Genomic DNA, 18594 nt, shown 5'->3' on the forward strand with positions numbered 1-18594 from the left:
TCGTTGGTGCGGACGAGAGGGTTCGAACCTCCATGCCTTGCGGCACTGGATCCTAAGTCCAGCGCGTCTGCCAGTTCCGCCACGTCCGCATTGTATATTTGACGGTTCTTATTCTAGCATGACGGCAGAGGACTGTCAAACGATGGAAGATGTATGACATATTTCGGGTACAGGGAACGCAGGAGGGGCGTGCAGGTTTGAGGAAGGATGAGGCGTATGAATGAGGGGAGAAAGATGGACGAAGCGCTTTTCAAAAAAGTGGAGCGGTATATCGAAAAGCATTATGTGAAGCCGCGAGATCCTTCTGCGATGCGGTTTTTGGGGCTTATAACCCCCGGCAGCATGCCTCGCAGTTTCTCGCATGTGCCTTCGTCTGCCGGCAGGCGCCCGCTGAAGAACTTGCTCGATGCCGTGCTGCAGCTGGCAGAAAAGAGCTTTGCCGAGAGGCTTATGCTGCTCATCAAGAAGAGCGGTGCGAAGGCGGCGGATGTCTACGGCAAGGCGGGAATCACGAAGCAGCACTTTTCCAAGATTAAGAATCATGCGGATTATCAGCCCTCGAAGGAAACGGCGCTCGCCTTCGCCATCGTTCTGCATCTGTCGCTTGCCGAGGCTGAAGATCTCATCGGCAGGGCGGGGTTCAAACTTTCCGAAAGCAGCAAGCGCGATCTGCTCGTCCGGTTCTTCATCGAGGAAAAGATTTATGATGTCGATATCATCAATGAACAACTCTATGCGCGGGGCTTCTCGCCGCTGACGAATCGCCGTCGCATGAAGGATTGAAAGATGCATGCACGGGTGCACGCTTCGCGGATGCCGTGCGCCGAATTCTCCCCAAAAGAGCCGTGCGGCTCTTTTGGGGAGAATTTTTCGTATGGTCGCCTGTCAGGCGACCATACTTCCAGCAGCTTATCATATAATATGCCTAGAGAATCACTGATAAATTCAGTGCTTCCTTAAAGCCGATGATTGCTAGATGCAAATGGAAAGGATGGTCAATATGAGCTGGTGGAAAAATTGCTTCTTGGTGGCAACGGGCGTCGTTGCCGGAGCGCTGCTCTATGAAACGGTAATGAGCAACGATACGGACAATGATTGCGACGAAGATGATGAGGCCGAGGAGTTTGAGCGGGACGGCGTGGAAATCCTCGTCGCGAAGGTGCGCCGCGAGGCGACGCTTGCTATGGCGCAGTGCGAAAACGATGAAGAGCGCGAAGCCGTCTACGCCCAAGTGAAGTCGTCTGTGCAGGAGATACAGGACGCTTTGGCGAAGAAAGGAGAAGCACTAATCGAGCAGTTGAAGGAAGAAGCCGAGCAGCAAGGGGAAGCGGCGGACGACGGCGTCGATAGGCACGTCCAAGACATCAAGGCTGCCATGCAGCAAGTCAGGGAATCCCTGGAGGACACGCTGGAGTCGCTGAAGCCTGCTGCTCCTGAGCCTGCTTTGTGAGGGGATAATACGGTGTCAAAACGCGGGCACGGAGAATGCTCGCGTTTATTTATTGTTGAAAATGGCAGGAAAAATATAAAACTTTATAGAATATTCCATATATGGAAGAATGAATGCGAAATCGTCTTGCTAGAGGTGCAGTTCTGCTTAGGAGGCTGAAACCATGCCGATGTTCAAGAAGTCGATGCTTGTGCTCCTGGCCGTCGTTGCCCTTGCGGCGGGCGGTGCGTTCTATGCGGGGATTCATGGACAAGAGGAAGCCGTCACGCTCGATGCGGGCACGACGCCTCAAGGGGAAGCGCTGGTAAAAGAGAGCGAGATCGTCGTCTATGTTGCGGGCGCGGTCAATCATCCGGGCGTTGTGCAGCTCGCCGAGGGGGCACGCGCGAAAGATGCGGTCGATGCCTGCGGCGGCTTCCTGCCGACGGCGGATACGAACGGCGTGAACCTCGCGCAGAAGCTCAAGGACGGCATGCAGGTCACCGTGCCCGAGAAATCTCCGCAAGGCATGGCGGTGCAGGGCGCGGCGGGCGGCGTACAGGCGGGGGCGGCGAGGCCCTTGCCCGAAGGCATGGTGAACATCAACACGGCTGACGAGAAGGAGCTGGACAAGCTGCCGGGTATCGGTCCCGCTATGGCAAAGCGCATCATCGAGTACCGCACGGAAAACGGCGCGTTCCAATCGCCCGAGGAGATCAAGCGCGTCAAGGGCATTGGTGATGCGAAGTATGAGAAGATGAAGGACAAGATTGCATTGTGAAGAGAGCGATAGCGCTTCTTTGAGGAATGTGATGCGTATAAGGAAGCTGAGGGGCAGGGTTTGCCATGCGGTATGGACAGCAGCAGCTTGTTTTTCTCAACGGGCTTTTCCTTGTGCTTTTGTTCGGCATCTATGGCGAGGATTTGCTGCATGTCTCGCTTGGCGCTCTCGCCATCGGCATGGCGGGGTTCTTCTTCTTGTCGCTTTTTCTTCTCGTGCGTGAGAGCAGCAGGACGTGGCTGGCGTTCTTGCTGCTCTTTCTTTTTTTCGGCGCGTGGCGCTTCGCTTGGGGCGAGGCTCTGCCCGCTGATGATGTTTCACATTGGCTCGGGCGTGAGACTTCAGTCGAGGGCGTGCTCGTCGAAGCGCCGCATGTGCGGCGGACGGCGCAAGGTGTGCTCGTGCGTTATACAGTGGAGGTGAAGCGCGTGCGCATCTCCGGCGAGAAGCAGGCGGCATCGGGAGCGCTCTACGTCTCGGAGATGCGCGAAAATGTCGGCGACTTGCCTGAGATTGGCGCGGAAATCACGGCTTTGGGGAAGGTCAAGGGCATCTATGGCTACGGCAATCCCGGGCGCATTGATGTGGAGCGTGCGGCGGCGGTCAAGGGTGTGCGTGCGCGTCTATCGGCGAAGAAGCCGGGGATTCATTGGGAGGCGGGGGAGGCATATCCCGTGCTGCGTTGGAGCGAGCGGGTGCGCTCGGCATACCGCGCTTCGATGGAGAGCGTGATGCCCAAGGAAGATGCGGCGGCGATCTTCGCCATGCTCTTCGGCGGCTACGAGGGCATAAAGCCCGAACTTGTCGAGGCGTTCACGGCGACGGGCATCGTGCACATCCTTTCGGTGTCCGGCTCACATATCACGCTGTTGGCGGCGGTCATGGCTTGGCTCGGCGCACTCCTTCGCCTGCGTCCCGTCGTGACGGCTGTTTTCGTCACCGTCGTCGTCGTGCTGTACTGCGTGCTCGCGGGCTGCGTGCCTCCGGCTGTTCGTGCGGGCGCGATGGGACTGCTCGCATTTTTCGCTCTCGCCTTGGAGCGCGAAAGCGATGCGCGGCGGCTTCTGGCTCTCGTCGGCATGGCGCTGCTCTTCTTCGAGCCGCTTTTGGCGTTCGATGTCAGCTTCCAGCTATCGTTCGCGGCGACAGCTGGGCTTCTCTACCTTGCGCCGCCTTTTTGCGAGCGCCTTTCGACTTTGCGCTTTCTGCCGCGCTTCGTCGTGCTGAGCCTTGCCGTCACGCTCGGGGCGCAGCTCGCGACCTTGCCGCTCCTCGCGTGGTACTTCCACCGACTGTCGCTTTCGTCGCTCATCGCCAACATCATCGTCGTGCCCGTCGTGGAACTCGTCATCGTTGCGGGGCTTTTCGCGGGACTCGCGTCCTTCGTGCTGCCGTTTTTGGCAAAGATCGTCTTTCTTGCGGACAGTCTGCTCTTGGGACTTGTCTACGAGTGCACGCGGCTCTTGGCGGTTATGCCCGGCGGTGAGGTGTATTTGCCGACGCTTTCCGCGCCGCTCGCGCTCGGCTACTTCGCCGTGCTTACTGTATTTGTGCAGCCTGAGGAGCGGCGAGAAGCTGTCTTCTCTTGGTGCAGAGAACGGCGCAAGGTGATTTTTGCCGCAATTCTGTTCGCTGCTGCAGCCGTCGCCTTATGGCAGATTTCACGTCCACAGGAGATGGCAGTGCATTTCATCGACGTGGGACAGGGCGATGCGGCTCTCGTCGTGACGCCGCACGGCAGAGCCTTGATGATCGATACAGGCGGCACGCGCGATGGCGGTTATGATATCGGTTTGCGCGTCGATGTGCCGTATCTTTCGCATTACGGCGTGCGAAGGCTCGACTATATCATCCTCACGCATGTGCACGAGGATCATGCGGGCGGCGCGGGCGGTATCGTGCGCCATATTCCCGTCGGCATGATTTTGACGGCGCATGAGCCGCGCAGCGAGTATGCACGCGTGCTCGGCTGCTCTCTCGATGCGCCTGAGATGCAGCATCTAGCTCCTGCGGAGGCGGGTGAGCACATTGATCTCGACGGCGTGGCGGTCGACATCCTCTACGCGCCTCAGATGGAGGACGGTGCAGCGGAGGGTGCTACGGGAAACGAGTATTCGAACGTCATCCGCGTGAGCTATGGTGCGGCGTCGTTCCTCTTCACGGGTGATCTCGTAGCGGAGCAGGAGAAGGCTATGCTCGTGGAGGGGAAGAATCCTCAATGCACCGTCCTGAAGGTCGCACACCACGGCTCGAAAACCTCGACGACGGAGGATTTCCTCGCTGCCGCACAGCCGCGCTTCGCCGTCATCAGCGTCGGCCGGGACAATAACTTCGGTCATCCCGCTCCGGAGGTTATCGGGCGTCTGCAGAAAAATGGCATAAAAATCTACCGCACCGACGAGGATGGTGCGGTCGTATGCAGGACGGACGGAAAGACGCTGCGAATAGAAACGTTTCGCTGATATAGGTGCAAGGACATGATTCGCATCATGAAAAGATTGAACACCACAATAGTGTACGCTATAATGTACACGGAGAGTTTACATCCTTGAAGTGGAGTGCGCCCTTCGAGTTTGAGCTCTTGGATTTTCACGCTAAAAAATAGATTTTGGTGGATATGGAGGAAGATATGAGCTTTAATTATGGAGAAGTCATTGAAGTTCAGCCGGAAGGGGAAAGCTCTGAGATCCGCAAGAGGAATGCCTTTATCCGACGTGAAATTGTAGCAAATTTTTGTGTGGGAAAAAATCCGCCATTGGTGACAGTATGTTTTCAGGCGTACAATCATTTGGAAGATCAGACGAAGATGGCGATTCATGCGCTTCTTCAATATACACAGAATGTTGATTATGAATTGATTCTTATCGATAACGGGTCGACGGATGGGACTTTAGAGTTTTTTCGTAGTATTCCGTATGAGAAGAAGCGTATTTTTCATGTGAGAGAAAATCGCGGAGCATTAGCTGGATATATTGCGGCGAAAAATTCGGCGGGTGGTGAATTTATTCGCGGGAGATACGTTTCATTCGTTCCAGGGGATGTTATTGTCACAAAAGATTGGCTTAAAAATCTCGTTACTTGTATGGAATCGGATTCGCGCATTGGGATGGTTGTTCCTGTTGCAAACTATACAAGCAATCATCAGAAGATTACGTTGCCATTTTCCAATTATGAAGAAATGCAGGAAGTAGCGGCTGCCCATAATATTAGTAATCCTAAAAAGTGGGAGGAGTGCCTGCGCGTTATTCCTACGACGTCGCTGCTTCGTTCATCTCTGCGGAAGTTGTACGAGTTGGATCATGCTTTTTATTATAATTTTTCTGACGACGATCTTTCCTTTACTTATCGCCGTTTGGGCTATCGCTTGATGATTTGTCGTGATACGTTTGTTTATCATGCAGAAGGAAGCACGATGACAGGCGAGGATTATCAGTTGGATATACAGACGGGACGTGAGATTTTCCGACGTAAATATTTTGGAATCGATCCTTGGGATGATACGCGCTTGGATGCGGAACTTCGAGATAAGTGCCTAAGCTTTGTTCCTGTACGCAAGGAACATCGCATTTTGGGTATTGATATACGCTGTGGTGCCGATTTACTTCATTTCAAGAATGGGCTTCGGGGCGTTGGGTTTGAGCCTGTGAAGCTTTCCGCGCTTGTTCAAGATGCAAAATATTGGCAGGATCTGCAGACGGTTTGTGATGAGGAAGTTTTTTGTCGGTCGCAGCGCGATTTTTCCGAGACTCTGCGTGGGCGCACCTATGATTATATTATTCTTGGTGAGCCGCTTTGCAATTATGAAGAACCACAGGCGATGCTTGAAATGATGCGAGATCATCTTTCCCTAGGAGGAAGAATGACGGGGCGCGTAGAAAAGGACGGAGAAGTGTTTGTATTGGAACGCAATGCGTAGGGTCTGAGGCCTCGGTTTCGGGATATGAAGATGAATAATTCCAGCGGTTCCAAAGTTGCTGGAATTATTTTTATTTGTAATTTCCCTCCACATAATGTTAATATATTGTTAGTATTAGGGGCGGATGTGTAAAGATGAGTGGCTGATTTTATCCGCGATTTCTATAGCTATGATTTTGCTTCAATGATATAATGGAGCACATAGGAGGTTCTTTTTCGCGATCGGCATTTGTCATAGGAGGGAACGAGCGTATGCGCTATCTGTGGCTGATTTTCGCAATCGCTGCCTTGGGCGGCGGCGCTTGGCTCGGCTATGAGGGGGAGTGGTGGAAGGCCGGCGCGATGGTTTTTCTCGGTGGCTTTACACTTTTTCAGGCGAGGGGACTGCGCGACGGGAAGCAGAGGCTGAAGCTCAAGAGGGCGCAGCTGCAGGGGCTGCCCGATGCGCGAGCGGAGCTTCTGGAAGCGAGTTTTGCCAAGGCGGCAGGCGACTACGATGTTCTGCAGGATTTGCGGCAAAAGGTGAAGGATCGCGAGATGTCGCAGGAGCTTGTCGCCCTGCAGCATGTTGCGGGCAATATGCTGCGCTATCTGGAGCGCAATCCCGAACGCATCGCGGCAGCGGAGGATTTCATCGAGATATATCAGGAGAAGGCGGCCGTCATGCTGCGCCAGTATGTCGAGCTTGAGGAAACGCAGCTCGCCTCCGAAGAGGTGGTGCAGGCGAAGCGGCGTGTCAAGGAGATGCTTTCTTCCCTGCGCACGACGTATGAGGAGGAGTTCAAGCGCGTCATCAACTATCAGCTCATGGATCTCAACGCTGAGATCGAGGTGCTGCAGCACTCGATGAAGGGGCAGGCGATGGGGGAAGCGTGCGCCGTGCCCGAAGCGACGGAGCAGCCCTTCGTAAGGCCAGGCGCGCAGCATCCGATGAAGGCGACGAACGCGACGCCGATCTTCCTGCAGAAGGTTTCGAGTCTCGCGCGAGGGACGAGCGCCATACCGCAGGAGCTTTACTGGCAAGTCGTGCGGCGCAAGATCAAGGCGTCGCTGCTCGGCATATTCCTCGGCGGCTTCGGTGCGCACAAGTTTTTTCTGGGCAAGAATTTTCAGGGCGTTGGCTACATCCTGTTCCTCTGGACGGGACTGCCGATCTTCGTCGGCTTCATCGAGGGCGTGCGTTGGCTCTTCATGCCCGTCGATGATTTTTACTTCGATTACTGTGATGAGGATTAGGCAGAGCAGATAAAGGAGAGGGAGAAATGGCGGAAATCAATCTGGAAGATCTCTTGAGCAAGCGTGCACAGCAGCCGCAGGAAAAGGCGCTGGAACTTGCGCCTGAAAAGGAGCTTGAGCGCATTGCGCAGGCGGTTGAGGAACTGACGCCTGCGGAGCGTGCCGAGGTGGAGAAGATCAAGGAGGGGCTTGACCTCACGGACTCGGCGGCGATCATCGACTTCGGCACGGCGGCGCAGAAGAACATCGCCGACTTTTCGGACAGCATTCTTTGCAACGTGCGTGCGAAGGACAGCGGTTATGTCGGCGAGCTTCTGGGCGAGCTTCTGACGAATGTCAAGAGCTTCGAGCCGAAGTCATCGGACGGCGGCTTTTTGAAGAAGCTGCCGCTCGTCAGCTCCCTCGTCGGCAAGGCGGAGACGATGATGCAGGGCTACGAGAAGGTTTCCGTGCAGGTCGAGAAGGTCAAGACATCGCTGCAGAAGGCGCGCATGCTCATGATGAAGGATGTCACGATGCTCGATACTCTCTTTGCGAAGAATCTTGAGTACTTCAAGACGCTGGAACTTTACATTCGCGCGGGCGAGGAGAAGATGCAGGAGATGCGTGAAGTCACGCTGCCCAAGCTGCGTGCGCAGGCCGCCGCTTCGAGCGATCCGATGGCGGCGCAGGTCGTCAGCGATTTTGAGAGTTCCGTCGAGCGCTTCGAGAAGAAGGTGCATGACCTCAAGATCAGCAAGACGATCTCCATCCAGACGGCACCGCAGATCCGACTCATACAGAACAACGACAAGGTTCTCATCGACCGTGTGCAGAGTGCAATCTACAACTCGATTCCGCTGTGGAAGAATCAGATGGTCATAGCGCTCGGTCTTGCGAACCAGAAGAAGGTTCTTGAGATGCAGCATTCGGTCAATGAGATGACGAACGACCTTTTGAAGAAGAATGCGGAAATGCTCAAGATCGGCACGATCGAGACGGCGAAGGAGAACGAGCGCAGCATCGTGGACATCGAAACGGTGCGCAAGGTGAACGACGACCTCGTGACGACGATCGAGGAAACGCTGAAAATCCAGCAGGAAGGCAGGGCGAAAAGGCGCGCGGCGGAAGCCGAGCTTGTCGAGTTGGAAGGCAGACTCAAGAAGGCACTCGAAAGCACGCTCGACGGGCGAAGCGGTTGACAGCGTTTCCTTTCATCTGCTATCATACACTAAAGAGAAAAGGAGATGGAACTTTCATGAAAGCAGCTCTTTTTATGGGCAGTGACTCAGATTGGCCGATCATGAAGCCAGCGGTGGAGCTTCTCAAGGAATTCGGCGTCGAGGTCGACGTCATCGTGGCGTCGGCGCACCGCACGCCTGCGAAGGTGCATGAGTATGCCGAAAACGCGCGTGAAAACGGCGTCGGCGTCATCATTGCAGCGGCGGGCGCGGCAGCGCACTTGGCGGGCGTCATCGCGAGCTACACGACGCTTCCCGTCATCGGCGTGCCGATCAACGCGACGCCTTTGAACGGGCTCGACGCGCTCTTGAGCACGGTGCAGATGCCGTCGGGCATCCCCGTCGCGACGATGGCGGTCAACGGCGCGAAGAATGCGGCGGTCTTCGCCCTCGAAATCTTCGGTGCAGGCGATGCCGCTGTTGCAAAGCAGCTCGAAGGGTATCGCGAGAAGCTCAGGGAAGGCGTGGCAAAGAAGGCGGCGCGCGTCGCATCCCAAGTCAACCAGTGAGAACGTAACGGAGGACAAAAGATCATGAGCAAGAAGGTTCTGTACGAAGGCAAAGCAAAAATCATGTACGAGATGGAAAATCCCGACGAATTGCTCGTCTATTACAAGGACGATGCGACGGCAGGCAACGGCGCGAAGAAGGGCACGATCGTCGACAAGGGCGTCATGAACAACAAGATCACGGCTTTTTTCTTTGACCTCCTGAAGAAGAACGGCATCGACCATCACTGCATCAGCATGCCGAGCGACCGTGAGATGATCGTCAAGAAGCTTGAGATCATTCCTCTTGAGGTCGTCGTGCGCAATATTGCGGCGGGCAGCCTTGCCGAGCGCCTCGGCCTTGAAGAAGGCACGAAGATGGCGATTCCCATCGTGGAACTTTACTACAAGAGCGATGAACTCGGCGATCCGATGATCAACCACTACCATGTCAAGGCGATGGCGATGGCGACGGATGAGGAGATTCGTGAGATTGAGCGCCAGGCCTTGAAGGTCAACGAGATCATGATGGCGCATCTGAAGACGAAGAAGATTACGCTCGTCGATTTCAAGCTGGAATTCGGCAGGGACAAGAACGGTACGATCATTCTTGCCGACGAGATCTCGCCGGACAACTGCCGCTTCTGGGACAGCGATACGAACGAGAAGCTCGATAAGGACAGATTTCGCCGTGACCTCGGCAACGTGGAGGACGCCTACAAAGAGATTCTGCGCCGCCTGACAGGCGAGGAGAGATAATAGCCCGCAGCCCGCCGCCATTCTGTTGGATGGCGGTGGGTTTGTGTATTTCTTTACAGTTTTCGTTTTCGATTGTGTTGGAGGAGGCAGAATGGAAAAGAAACTTACCTATCGCGATGCGGGCGTCGATATCGACGCGGGCAATGAATCTGTAAAGCTCATCAAGGACAGCGTGCGTGCGACGTACCGCCCCGAAGTGCTCGGCGACCTCGGCGGCTTCGGCGGCCTCTTTGCGCTGCAGGCAGCGAAGTACAAGGAGCCGGTGCTCGTCTCAGGCACGGACGGCGTGGGCACGAAGCTGCGGCTTGCCTTCATGCTCGACAAGCACGATACCGTGGGGCAGGACGCCGTCGCCATGTGCGTCAACGACATCCTCGTGCAGGGTGCAGAACCGCTCTTCTTTCTCGACTACCTCGCCGTCGGCAAGCTCGTCCCCGAGCAGGTGGCCGCTGTCGTCAAGGGCGTTGCCGCCGCCTGCAAGGAGTCGGGATGTGCGCTCATCGGCGGCGAGACGGCGGAGATGGCAGGCTTTTATGCAGATGGCGAGTACGACATCGCGGGCTTTGCCGTCGGCGTCGTCGAGAAGTCGAAGATCATCACGAGCGAGCGCGTCCAGGAGGGCGACGTGCTGCTCGCGCTGCCGTCCTCGGGCGTTCACTCGAACGGCTTCTCGCTCGTGCGCAAGATTTGCTTCGAGCACAAGGGCTTCACGGGGGCTGAAACCTTCCCTGAGTTTCAAAAGACGCTCGGCGAGGAGCTTCTGACGCCGACACGGCTCTATCCGCGCGCGTGCCTGCCGCTCATCGAAAAGTTCGACATTCATGGCATGGTGCACATCACGGGCGGCGGCTTTTACGAAAATATCCCGCGCGCCCTGCCCGAGCATCTTGCGGCGGAGGTCGATGCTTCCGCCTGGCAGACGCCGCCGATCTTCCGCCTGCTGCAAGAGTGGGGCAATGTCGATGGACATGAGATGTACCGCACGTTCAACATGGGCGTCGGCATGGTCATCATCGCCGCGCCCGAGGAGGCTGCGAAGATTCGCGCACACCTTGCGTCAGCGGGCGAGGAGGTCTACGAGATCGGCTGCGTCAAGAAGGGTGCGCACGATGTGACGATCAAAGGCGGGGTTCTCGATGCGTAAGGAAGTTCTCGGCATTCTGTGCTCGGGGCGCGGCACGAACCTCGAATCCATCATCAAGGCGCAGAAGCAGGGAGAGATTCGTGCTGAGATCGCCGTCGTCTTGACGGACAAACCCGAGGCGAAGGCCTTGGAACGCGCGGCACAGGCAGGCATCGCGCATCATTGTGTCGATCGCAAAGCGTGTGCGACGCGCGAGGAGTTCGAGGAAAAGCTCGTTGCGGCGCTCGAAGAGGCAGGCGTGACGCTCGTTGTGCTCGCGGGTTTCATGCGCATCTTGAGTCCGTACTTCGTGCGCAAGTTCTGCGGGCGCATCCTGAACATCCATCCGTCGCTTCTGCCGTCGTTTGGCGGGGCGCACGCCCATCGCGACGTGCTCGCTTACGGCGTCAAGGTCTCGGGCTGCACGATTCACTTCGTCGACGAGGGCATGGATTCAGGGCCAATCATCCTGCAGGCGGCTGTGCCCGTCATGGATGACGATACGGAAGATACGCTCGCCGCGCGGGTGCTGGAGCAGGAACATATCCTCTATCCGCGCGCCATCGCGCTCTATGTGGATGGGCGGCTCAAGGTGGAAGGCCGCCATGTGACGATTTTGAAATAAGACAGTTGTTGGTTCATGAAATATTTATTGTAGACGAAAGGTGGAGGTTGACCATGAAAATCAAGCGTGCTCTCATCAGTGTATCGGACAAGACGGGCGTCGTCGAGTTCGCACGCAAGCTGCATGATGCCGGTGTCGAGATCGTCTCGACGGGCGGTACGATGAAGGCAATTCGCGATGCGGGCATCCCCGTGCTCTACGTCAGCGATGTCACGGGCTTCCCTGAAATCATGGACGGCAGGGTCAAGACGCTCAATCCCTACATCCACGGCGGCATCCTCGCCGTGCGCGACGATCCCAAGCACGCACAGCAGATGAAGGAGCACAAGATCACGCCGATCGATCTTGTCGTCGTCAACCTCTATCCGTTCGATGCAACCGTGGCGAAACCAAACGTGACGCTCGCCGAGGCGATCGAGAACATCGACATCGGCGGCCCTGCGATGATCCGCGCCGCCGCGAAGAACTTCAAGTTCGTCGCCGTCGTGACGAATCCCTCGCACTACGATGAGGTAGCGGAAATGATCCAAAAGGACGGCTGCGTGCGCGGCATGAAGCGAATGGAACTCGCGCGTGAGGCGTTCCGTCACACGTCGGTTTACGATGAGCACATCGCCGCATATCTTTCGGAACAGATCGAGAAATAGGAGCAACGCGTATGGAGCTGCAATTTACAGGATATGACAAATGGGATCTCTCCGTAAAGAAAGAGGTTCTATATGAATTTGCATGGTCGTTGCAGTCCGCCGTCGAACGTGCCTGCTCGGAAAAAGAACGTGAAGAGAAGTTTCCTTTCTTAAATGCTCTGTACGAGCGCTCGATTAAGGATGCCGGACGTTTGTTGGTTACAGATGATCCCGTTGAAGTGCTCAATATCGAAGGGCGCTTAGACAGCTTGCAAACCATGCTCCCTTTGTTAGAGGATTTGAAAGATGAGATACATCTTCACTGAAGAGGATGTTAGGGAAGCGGCAGAGCGCGTGATCAAGCGCATTATGAAGCAGCAAGATACGTATTCTCCGACAGACCGTCCCATCCTCTATCTATTGGGGGGGGCAGCCGGGAGCAGGAAAAAGCACGATCAGCGATCGGCTGCTTCGGGAAAAGTCTAACACCATTTTCATTAATCCGGATACGTATCGCGATCTTCATCCGCAGTATGAAACCATCAAGGCCGAATTAAAGAGTGAGGCAGTAAAGGTGACTGTGGAATTTTCTGGCGCAGTCACTGAATGTGTTCGCCAAATGTTGTCCGATCAGAAGTACAATCTTATCCTTGAAGGTACGTTTCGGACATTGGAAACGCCTTGGCGAATTACGGAAGAACTCAAATTCAAAGGTTATACGGCTGAACTTCATGCGATTGCTGTTCCAAAGGATATAAGCTATGTCGGCACGCTCGATCGATACTTTGTAGGAAAAACCAAGGGAACGGGGCGTGCTGTTGACAAGCGGCATCACGATCTCGTCGCAGAGAAGTTGCCGGTGCATCTAAAGGCGCTTGCAAAGAGCGGGATGTTTCGCTCGATGCACCTGCATACGCGAGAAAGGGAGATTTTTTCAACCGAGCATGATGTCGAAGCCTTTATGGAGCAGTTTCAACGTGAGGTTGAGCGTCGTCTTGATTTTGCGCAGGGGAACCGTTTGGCCAAACGCATCGACTTTGTCGACCAAGCTTTGGCAGAGGAAGAAAGGCGGGGACTTGCGGCCATCGCAGAAACTCCCATTGCAGAAATCCGCAGGGAACTTCAAGCGATCAAGAAAAGCAGAAACATAGGCATGGAGCGATAAGGAGCAACGAGATGAGAATTTTGGTCATCGGCAGCGGCGGGCGTGAACATGCGCTCGCATGGAAGGTCAAGGATAGTCCGCAGACGGAAAAACTCTATGCGATTCCGGGCAATCCGGGCATGGCGGCAATCGCTGAATGCGTACCGCAGATCTCTCCGACGGACAATGCGGCAGTCGTCGCTTTTGCCAAGGAGAACGGCATCGATCTCGCCGTCGTCGGCCCTGAGGCGCCGCTTGCGGGCGGCCTCGTCGACGCACTGGCGGCGGAGGGAATCAAGGCATTCGGCCCCGCGAAGCTCGCAGCCGAGATTGAGGGTTCGAAGGCATTTTCCAAAGACCTCATGAAGAAGTACGGCATCCCGACGGCGAAGTACGAAGTGTTTTCCGATGCCGCCGCCGCACGCGCCTACGTCAAAGCCGAGGGTGCGCCCATCGTCATTAAGGCGGACGGACTCGCGGCGGGCAAGGGCGTCGTCGTCGCCATGACCGAGGAGGAAGCGCTCGCCGCCGTCGACGAGATCATGGAGGGCGGAGCATTCGGCGCGGCGGGCAGCCGCGTCGTCATTGAGGAATTCATGGCGGGCGAGGAGGTTTCCATCCTTGCGTTTACCGACGGCAAGACGATTCGTGCGATGATTCCGTCGCAGGATCATAAGCGCGCCTACGACGGCGATAAAGGACCGAACACCGGCGGCATGGGCGCTTACGCGCCCGCCCCCGTCGCACCTCCGGCACTCGTCGCCGAGGTGCAGAGGACAATCATGGAGCCGACGATCCGCGCGATGGAGCAGGAAGGGCGGCTCTACAAAGGCTGCCTCTATGCAGGACTCATGGTCACGGAGGAAGGCGCGAAGGTCGTCGAGTTCAACTGCCGCTTCGGCGATCCGGAGACGGAGGTCGTGCTGCCGCTCCTCAAAGGCGACCTCGTCGAAATCATGCTGGCGTGCGTCGACGGCAATCTCGCCGATGTCGAGATTCCGTGGAGCACGGGCGCGGCTGTGACCGTCGTTCTCGCGGCGGGTGGCTATCCGAAGACCTACGAGAAGGGCGCGGAAATCACGGGTCTCGCCGACGCTGAGGCGGAAGGATGCCTCGTCTTTCATGCGGGAACGGCAGAGAGGGACGGCAAGATCGTCACGGCGGGCGGCCGCGTGCTGAACGTCGTCGCTGAGGCGGCGGACATCCGCGCGGCGGTCGAGAAGGCATATCGCGGTATCGGGCGCGTACATTTCAAGGACGCCTTCTGCCGCAAGGACATCGCGCACCGTGCATTGGAAAGGATGAAATGAACCTCTATGAAGTTGAACCTCAAGGAAAATGAGATTCTCCACGGCTTCCGTCTGCTCAAGCAGCAGACGGTGCCGGAGATCGATGCGAAGGCTTATGCGTTCGTGCATGAAAAGAGCGGCGCACGCCTTTTCTTTTTGGAAAATGACGACGATAACAAAGTCTTTTCCATCAGCTTCCGCACGACGCCCGCCGACGATACGGGCGTGGCGCACATCGTCGAGCATTCGGTGCTCTGCGGCTCCAGGAAGTATCCGCTCAAGGAGCCGTTCGTCGAGCTTGTCAAAGGCTCTTTGAACACCTTCCTCAATGCCATGACGTTCCCCGATAAGACGATGTACCCGGTGGCGAGCCGCAACGACAAGGACTTTCAGAACCTCATGGACGTCTATCTCGACGCGGTCTTTTATCCTTCGATGAAGGAGACGCCTGAAATCTTCCAGCAGGAGGGCTGGCACTACGAGATCGACAATGCCGAAGAGCCGCTTCGCTACAGCGGCGTCGTCTACAACGAGATGAAGGGTGCTCTGTCCTCGCCCGATGATGTGCTTGAGAACAAGATCATGCTCTCCCTTTATCCCGATACGACGTACGGCTTCGAGTCGGGCGGCGATCCCGATGCGATTCCGACGCTGACGTATGAGGATTTCTGTGCCTTTCACAGCCGCTACTACCATCCGTCGAACAGCTATATCTACCTCTACGGCGCGATGGACATCGAGGAAAAGCTCGCCTATCTCGACCGCGAATATCTCGCCGCGTTCGACCGCATTGAGCCGCATTCTGAGATCGCTTTGCAGCAGCCCTTCCGTGAGATGGCTTGCAAGGAAGGCCTTTACTCCATCAGCGAGGGGGAGAAGGAGTCGGAGAAAACCTTCTTGGCGTTAAACTGGCTCGTGGGGGAGGCGGATGATGCCGAGGCGATGCTCGCTCTTGAAATCCTGCAGCATGCTCTCCTGCAGACGGAGGCTGCGCCCCTCAAAAAAGTGCTGATGGACGCGAAGATCGGCAAGGACGTCAGCGCTTCCTTCGAGGATGCGCTGCGCCAGCCTTATCTGAGCATCATCGTCACGAATTCGGAGGCGGAACGCGCCGAGGAGCTTTGCCGCCTGACGGAAGAGGCGATGCGCGACCTCATTGAGAACGGCATCGACAAGACGCTGCTCGAAGCATCGATCAATCGCCTCGAATTCAAGGCGCGTGAGGCGGACTTCGGCACGTTCCCCAAGGGGCTTGTCTACAACATCAAGATCATGAACAGCTGGCTCTACGATGCTGACCCTGCGCTTTACCTCTATTATGAGGAGCTTTTTCAGAAGATGCGCGAAGGACTCAAAGGGCGCTACTTTGAAGCGGTCTTGGAAAAGTACCTCGTGAAGAATGCGCATCGTTCGCTCGTCGTGCTCAAGCCTAGCAAGACGCTTTCCTCTGAGCGCGAGGCGGCGCTTGCCGAAGCTCTGGAAAAGAAGAAGCAGGCGCTCACGCACGAGGAGATCGAGCACATCATCGAGATGAACAAACGCCTGAAGGAGCGGCAGGAAAGCTCCGAGACGGCGGAGGCCCTGGCGACGATTCCGCTTCTTGAACTCTCCGATATTCGCAGGGAAGTGGAGAAACTACCGCTCACCGAGCGCGAGATCGAGGGCTGCAAGGTGCTCCACAGCGACATTTTCACGAACAAGATCGCCTACGTCAACCTCTATTTCGATGCGCAGGGCGTGCTGCAGGAACACATCCAGTATCTCTTCCTGCTGACCGACCTTCTGGGTGCGGTCGATACCGAGAGCCATACGTACGCCGAGCTGTCGAATCTCTCGAACCTCCATACGGGCGGCATATCCTACGAAAATTCCGCTGCCGTCCGAAACGGCGAGCCGGATTCGTGCATGCCGATGTTCCGCGTGCGTGCGCGCGCCTTCGGGCGCAATCTGCCCGAACTTTTCTCGCTTCTGGCAGAAGTCCTGACCGAGAGCAAGTTCACCGACAAGAAGCGCCTTGAGGAACTTTGCGGGCAGTGCCGCGCCATCCTGGAGGCGCGCGTCATGAGCGCCTCGCAGCGCAGCATGGCGGTGCGCATCGCCTCCTATCTGTCGCCGGCAGGCGCGTACAACGAGCAGGCGATGCTGTCCTACTACGGCTTCCTCGCTGACCTCACTGACCACTTTGAAGAGCGCTTCGAGGAGCTCTCCGAGACGCTTGCGAGTCTTCTGCCGATCGTCTTTACAAAGGGCGGTCTGACCGTCGGCGTGACGCTTTCTGAGGCAGAATACTCCTCGTTCGCCGAGAAAGCCGCGGAGTTCTGCCGCCGCCTGCCGCAGGCGAAGGCAGAGCCGCAGGTGTACCATTTCGACGTGCGTGCGAAGAACGAGGGGATTCTGTCGTCGAGCCGCGTGCAGTATGTGGGCAAGGCAGCGAACTTCCTGCGCCTCGGCTTCTCCTATACGGGCAGCATGAGCGTTCTGGAGACGATCCTGCGCTACGACTACTTCTGGACGAAGATCCGCGTGCAGGGCGGCGCCTATGGAGCGTTCACACAGTTCAATCGCATCGGTTTCCTGTTCTTCGGTTCGTACCGCGATCCGAACCTCAGGGAAACGCTCGAAGTATTTGACAAGACGGCGGATTATCTGCGCGGGTTCGACGTGTCCGACCGCGAGATGGTGAAGTTCATCATCGGCACGATCAGCACGGTCGACGCGCCGCTCACGCCGCAGCTCAAGGGACTTGCCGCGCAGGATGGTTTCCTGCGCCATGTGACGGAAGTCGACCGTCAGAAGTCGCGCGATGAGATTCTTGCGACGCGGCAGGCGGACATTCGCGCGCTGGCGGATGTTGTCGACGCCTGCATGAAGGAAAATGTCCTATGCGTCTTCGGCAATGAAGAAAAACTAAAGGAAAATGCGGGCCTTTTCGGCGGGCTTCTTCACGCTCTGGGCAGTGCGGCTGATTGACTTTCTTCCCTTGTCATGCCATAATGGAGAGAAACGCTGCACACGTCGGCGTTTCTCTCCAAATGAGATAACATCAAGGGGGACTTCGGAATGAAAGAACCAATCTTTACCGGTGCGGGCGTCGCCATCATCACTCCCTTTACGGAAGATGGCGTGAACTTCGAGGAGTTCGGCCGCATCATCGAAGATCAGATCGCGGGCGGCACAGATGCCATCGTCGTCACAGGAACGACGGGCGAGGCGGCAGCCATGAGCGATGCCGAGCACAAGGAAGCCATCAAGTTCGTCGTTGAGACAGTCGGCGGACGCATCCCCGTCATCGCGGGCACAGGATCGAACGATACGAACTACGCGATCCAGCTTTCGCAGTATGCAGAGAAGGCGGGGGCGAACGGGTTGCTGCTCGTGACGCCGTACTACAACAAGTGTACGCAGGGCGGCCTTGTCAAGCATTTCTCGAAGATTGCCGACAATGTCAATATCCCGAGCATCGTCTACAACGTGCCGTCGCGCACGGGCGTCAACATTCTGCCCGCGACGTATGCCCGCCTCGCCGAGCATCCGCGCATCAACGCGACGAAGGAAGCGAGCGGCAACCTCGCGGCAGTGGCACGCATCCGCAAAGCTTGTGGCGATTCGCTCAACGTCTATTCGGGCAACGACGATGAGATCGTGCCGATTCTCTCCGTCGGCGGAAAGGGCGTCATCTCCGTCCTTTCCAACGTCGCGCCGAAGGCGACCCACGATATGTGCCGCCTTTACTTCGAGGGAAAGGTTGAGGAAGCAGCGAAGATCCAGATTGACTACATGGATCTGATCGAAGCGCTCTTCTCCGAGGTCAACCCGATTCCCGTCAAGACGGCGATGCGCCTCATGGGCTACAAGACGGGGCATTTGCGCATGCCGCTTTCCGAGCTGGAGCCTGAGCATCTGGAACCGTTGCAAAAGGCGCTGAAGAGTCACGGCCTTTTGCAGTGACCTCATGCCGA

The 18594-nt window shown here is 56.6% G+C and carries 17 protein-coding genes and 1 tRNA gene; 17 read left to right on the forward strand and 1 reads right to left on the reverse strand.

Annotated features, from left to right (window positions below; translation table 11 throughout):
* Positions 1–4: 4 nt before the first annotated feature.
* Positions 5–89: transfer RNA gene (locus SELSP_RS05095), tRNA-Leu, on the reverse strand.
* Between the two features lie 127 nt (positions 90–216).
* Here SELSP_RS05095 and SELSP_RS05100 point away from each other — a divergent pair.
* From SELSP_RS05100 to dapA, 17 genes are all read left to right on the forward strand, one after another.
* On the forward strand, positions 217–783 hold the full coding sequence (locus tag SELSP_RS05100) for a helix-turn-helix domain-containing protein (RefSeq protein WP_013740753.1): 567 nt from the start codon (positions 217–219) through the stop codon (positions 781–783).
* A 217-nt stretch (positions 784–1000) separates the two neighbouring features.
* A complete protein-coding gene (locus SELSP_RS05105) occupies positions 1001–1450 on the forward strand; it encodes a hypothetical protein (RefSeq protein ID WP_013740754.1) in 450 nt (149 codons plus the stop codon).
* A 163-nt stretch (positions 1451–1613) separates the two neighbouring features.
* Positions 1614–2210: a ComEA family DNA-binding protein gene (locus tag SELSP_RS05110; RefSeq protein ID WP_006190852.1), complete on the forward strand. Its 597-nt coding sequence runs from the start codon at positions 1614–1616 to the stop codon at positions 2208–2210.
* A gap of 65 nt (positions 2211–2275) precedes the next feature.
* Positions 2276–4672 (forward strand): DNA internalization-related competence protein ComEC/Rec2, encoded by a 2397-nt coding sequence (locus tag SELSP_RS05115; protein ID WP_006190851.1) that lies wholly within the window; start codon positions 2276–2278, stop codon positions 4670–4672.
* A 167-nt stretch (positions 4673–4839) separates the two neighbouring features.
* A complete protein-coding gene (locus SELSP_RS05120) occupies positions 4840–6126 on the forward strand; it encodes a glycosyltransferase (protein ID WP_013740755.1) in 1287 nt (428 codons plus the stop codon).
* 251 nt (positions 6127–6377) lie between these two features.
* On the forward strand, positions 6378–7361 hold the full coding sequence (locus SELSP_RS05125) for a 5-bromo-4-chloroindolyl phosphate hydrolysis family protein (protein ID WP_006190846.1): 984 nt from the start codon (positions 6378–6380) through the stop codon (positions 7359–7361).
* Between the two features lie 26 nt (positions 7362–7387).
* The gene (locus SELSP_RS05130; protein WP_006190844.1) at positions 7388–8542 is read left to right on the forward strand and encodes a toxic anion resistance protein; all 1155 of its coding nucleotides are present in this window, start codon (positions 7388–7390) and stop codon (positions 8540–8542) included.
* A 56-nt stretch (positions 8543–8598) separates the two neighbouring features.
* Positions 8599–9090 (forward strand): 5-(carboxyamino)imidazole ribonucleotide mutase, encoded by a 492-nt coding sequence (gene purE / locus SELSP_RS05135; protein WP_006190842.1) that lies wholly within the window; start codon positions 8599–8601, stop codon positions 9088–9090.
* Between the two features lie 24 nt (positions 9091–9114).
* Positions 9115–9828, forward strand: a complete 714-nt coding sequence (gene purC / locus SELSP_RS05140; RefSeq protein ID WP_006190840.1) for a phosphoribosylaminoimidazolesuccinocarboxamide synthase — start codon at positions 9115–9117, stop codon at positions 9826–9828.
* A gap of 91 nt (positions 9829–9919) precedes the next feature.
* Positions 9920–10972, forward strand: coding sequence for a phosphoribosylformylglycinamidine cyclo-ligase (gene purM, locus SELSP_RS05145; protein ID WP_006190838.1), 1053 nt, complete (start codon positions 9920–9922; stop codon positions 10970–10972).
* On the forward strand, positions 10965–11576 hold the full coding sequence (gene purN / locus SELSP_RS05150) for a phosphoribosylglycinamide formyltransferase (RefSeq protein WP_006190837.1): 612 nt from the start codon (positions 10965–10967) through the stop codon (positions 11574–11576). The genes purM and purN overlap by 8 nt, the downstream gene beginning before the upstream one ends.
* A gap of 53 nt (positions 11577–11629) precedes the next feature.
* Positions 11630–12223 carry an IMP cyclohydrolase gene (locus tag SELSP_RS05155; protein ID WP_006190835.1) on the forward strand — a complete coding sequence of 198 codons (594 nt, stop codon included), beginning with the start codon at positions 11630–11632 and terminating at the stop codon, positions 12221–12223.
* Positions 12224–12234: 11 nt separating this feature from the next.
* The gene (locus SELSP_RS05160; RefSeq protein ID WP_006190833.1) at positions 12235–12528 is read left to right on the forward strand and encodes a hypothetical protein; all 294 of its coding nucleotides are present in this window, start codon (positions 12235–12237) and stop codon (positions 12526–12528) included.
* A 62-nt stretch (positions 12529–12590) separates the two neighbouring features.
* Entirely contained in the window at positions 12591–13367 is a 777-nt protein-coding gene (locus tag SELSP_RS11955; protein WP_267878520.1) for a zeta toxin family protein, read from the forward strand.
* Between the two features lie 11 nt (positions 13368–13378).
* Positions 13379–14656, forward strand: a complete 1278-nt coding sequence (gene purD / locus SELSP_RS05170; RefSeq protein ID WP_006190829.1) for a phosphoribosylamine--glycine ligase — start codon at positions 13379–13381, stop codon at positions 14654–14656.
* Between the two features lie 6 nt (positions 14657–14662).
* Positions 14663–17605 carry an insulinase family protein gene (locus SELSP_RS05175; protein ID WP_006190827.1) on the forward strand — a complete coding sequence of 981 codons (2943 nt, stop codon included), beginning with the start codon at positions 14663–14665 and terminating at the stop codon, positions 17603–17605.
* A gap of 90 nt (positions 17606–17695) precedes the next feature.
* A complete protein-coding gene (dapA, locus tag SELSP_RS05180) occupies positions 17696–18583 on the forward strand; it encodes a 4-hydroxy-tetrahydrodipicolinate synthase (RefSeq protein ID WP_006190826.1) in 888 nt (295 codons plus the stop codon).
* Positions 18584–18594 lie beyond the last annotated feature (11 nt).

It is taken from the genome of Selenomonas sputigena ATCC 35185 (assembly GCF_000208405.1).
GTDB classification, from domain to species: domain Bacteria; phylum Bacillota; class Negativicutes; order Selenomonadales; family Selenomonadaceae; genus Selenomonas; species Selenomonas sputigena.

Bases quoted from the DNA above. Each gene is read 5' to 3' on its own strand.
- SELSP_RS05100 (WP_013740753.1), top strand. From the start codon at position 217: ATGAATGAGGGGAGAAAGATGGACGAAGCGCTTTTCAAAAAAGTGGAG.
- SELSP_RS05105 (WP_013740754.1), top strand. From the start codon at position 1,001: ATGAGCTGGTGGAAAAATTGCTTCTTGGTGGCAACGGGCGTCGTTGCC.
- SELSP_RS05110 (WP_006190852.1), top strand. From the start codon at position 1,614: ATGCCGATGTTCAAGAAGTCGATGCTTGTGCTCCTGGCCGTCGTTGCC.
- SELSP_RS05115 (WP_006190851.1), top strand. From the start codon at position 2,276: ATGCGGTATGGACAGCAGCAGCTTGTTTTTCTCAACGGGCTTTTCCTT.
- SELSP_RS05120 (WP_013740755.1), top strand. From the start codon at position 4,840: ATGAGCTTTAATTATGGAGAAGTCATTGAAGTTCAGCCGGAAGGGGAA.
- SELSP_RS05125 (WP_006190846.1), top strand. From the start codon at position 6,378: ATGCGCTATCTGTGGCTGATTTTCGCAATCGCTGCCTTGGGCGGCGGC.
- SELSP_RS05130 (WP_006190844.1), top strand. From the start codon at position 7,388: ATGGCGGAAATCAATCTGGAAGATCTCTTGAGCAAGCGTGCACAGCAG.
- purE (WP_006190842.1), top strand. From the start codon at position 8,599: ATGAAAGCAGCTCTTTTTATGGGCAGTGACTCAGATTGGCCGATCATG.
- purC (WP_006190840.1), top strand. From the start codon at position 9,115: ATGAGCAAGAAGGTTCTGTACGAAGGCAAAGCAAAAATCATGTACGAG.
- purM (WP_006190838.1), top strand. From the start codon at position 9,920: ATGGAAAAGAAACTTACCTATCGCGATGCGGGCGTCGATATCGACGCG.
- purN (WP_006190837.1), top strand. From the start codon at position 10,965: ATGCGTAAGGAAGTTCTCGGCATTCTGTGCTCGGGGCGCGGCACGAAC.
- SELSP_RS05155 (WP_006190835.1), top strand. From the start codon at position 11,630: ATGAAAATCAAGCGTGCTCTCATCAGTGTATCGGACAAGACGGGCGTC.
- SELSP_RS05160 (WP_006190833.1), top strand. From the start codon at position 12,235: ATGGAGCTGCAATTTACAGGATATGACAAATGGGATCTCTCCGTAAAG.
- purD (WP_006190829.1), top strand. From the start codon at position 13,379: ATGAGAATTTTGGTCATCGGCAGCGGCGGGCGTGAACATGCGCTCGCA.
- SELSP_RS05175 (WP_006190827.1), top strand. From the start codon at position 14,663: ATGAAGTTGAACCTCAAGGAAAATGAGATTCTCCACGGCTTCCGTCTG.
- dapA (WP_006190826.1), top strand. From the start codon at position 17,696: ATGAAAGAACCAATCTTTACCGGTGCGGGCGTCGCCATCATCACTCCC.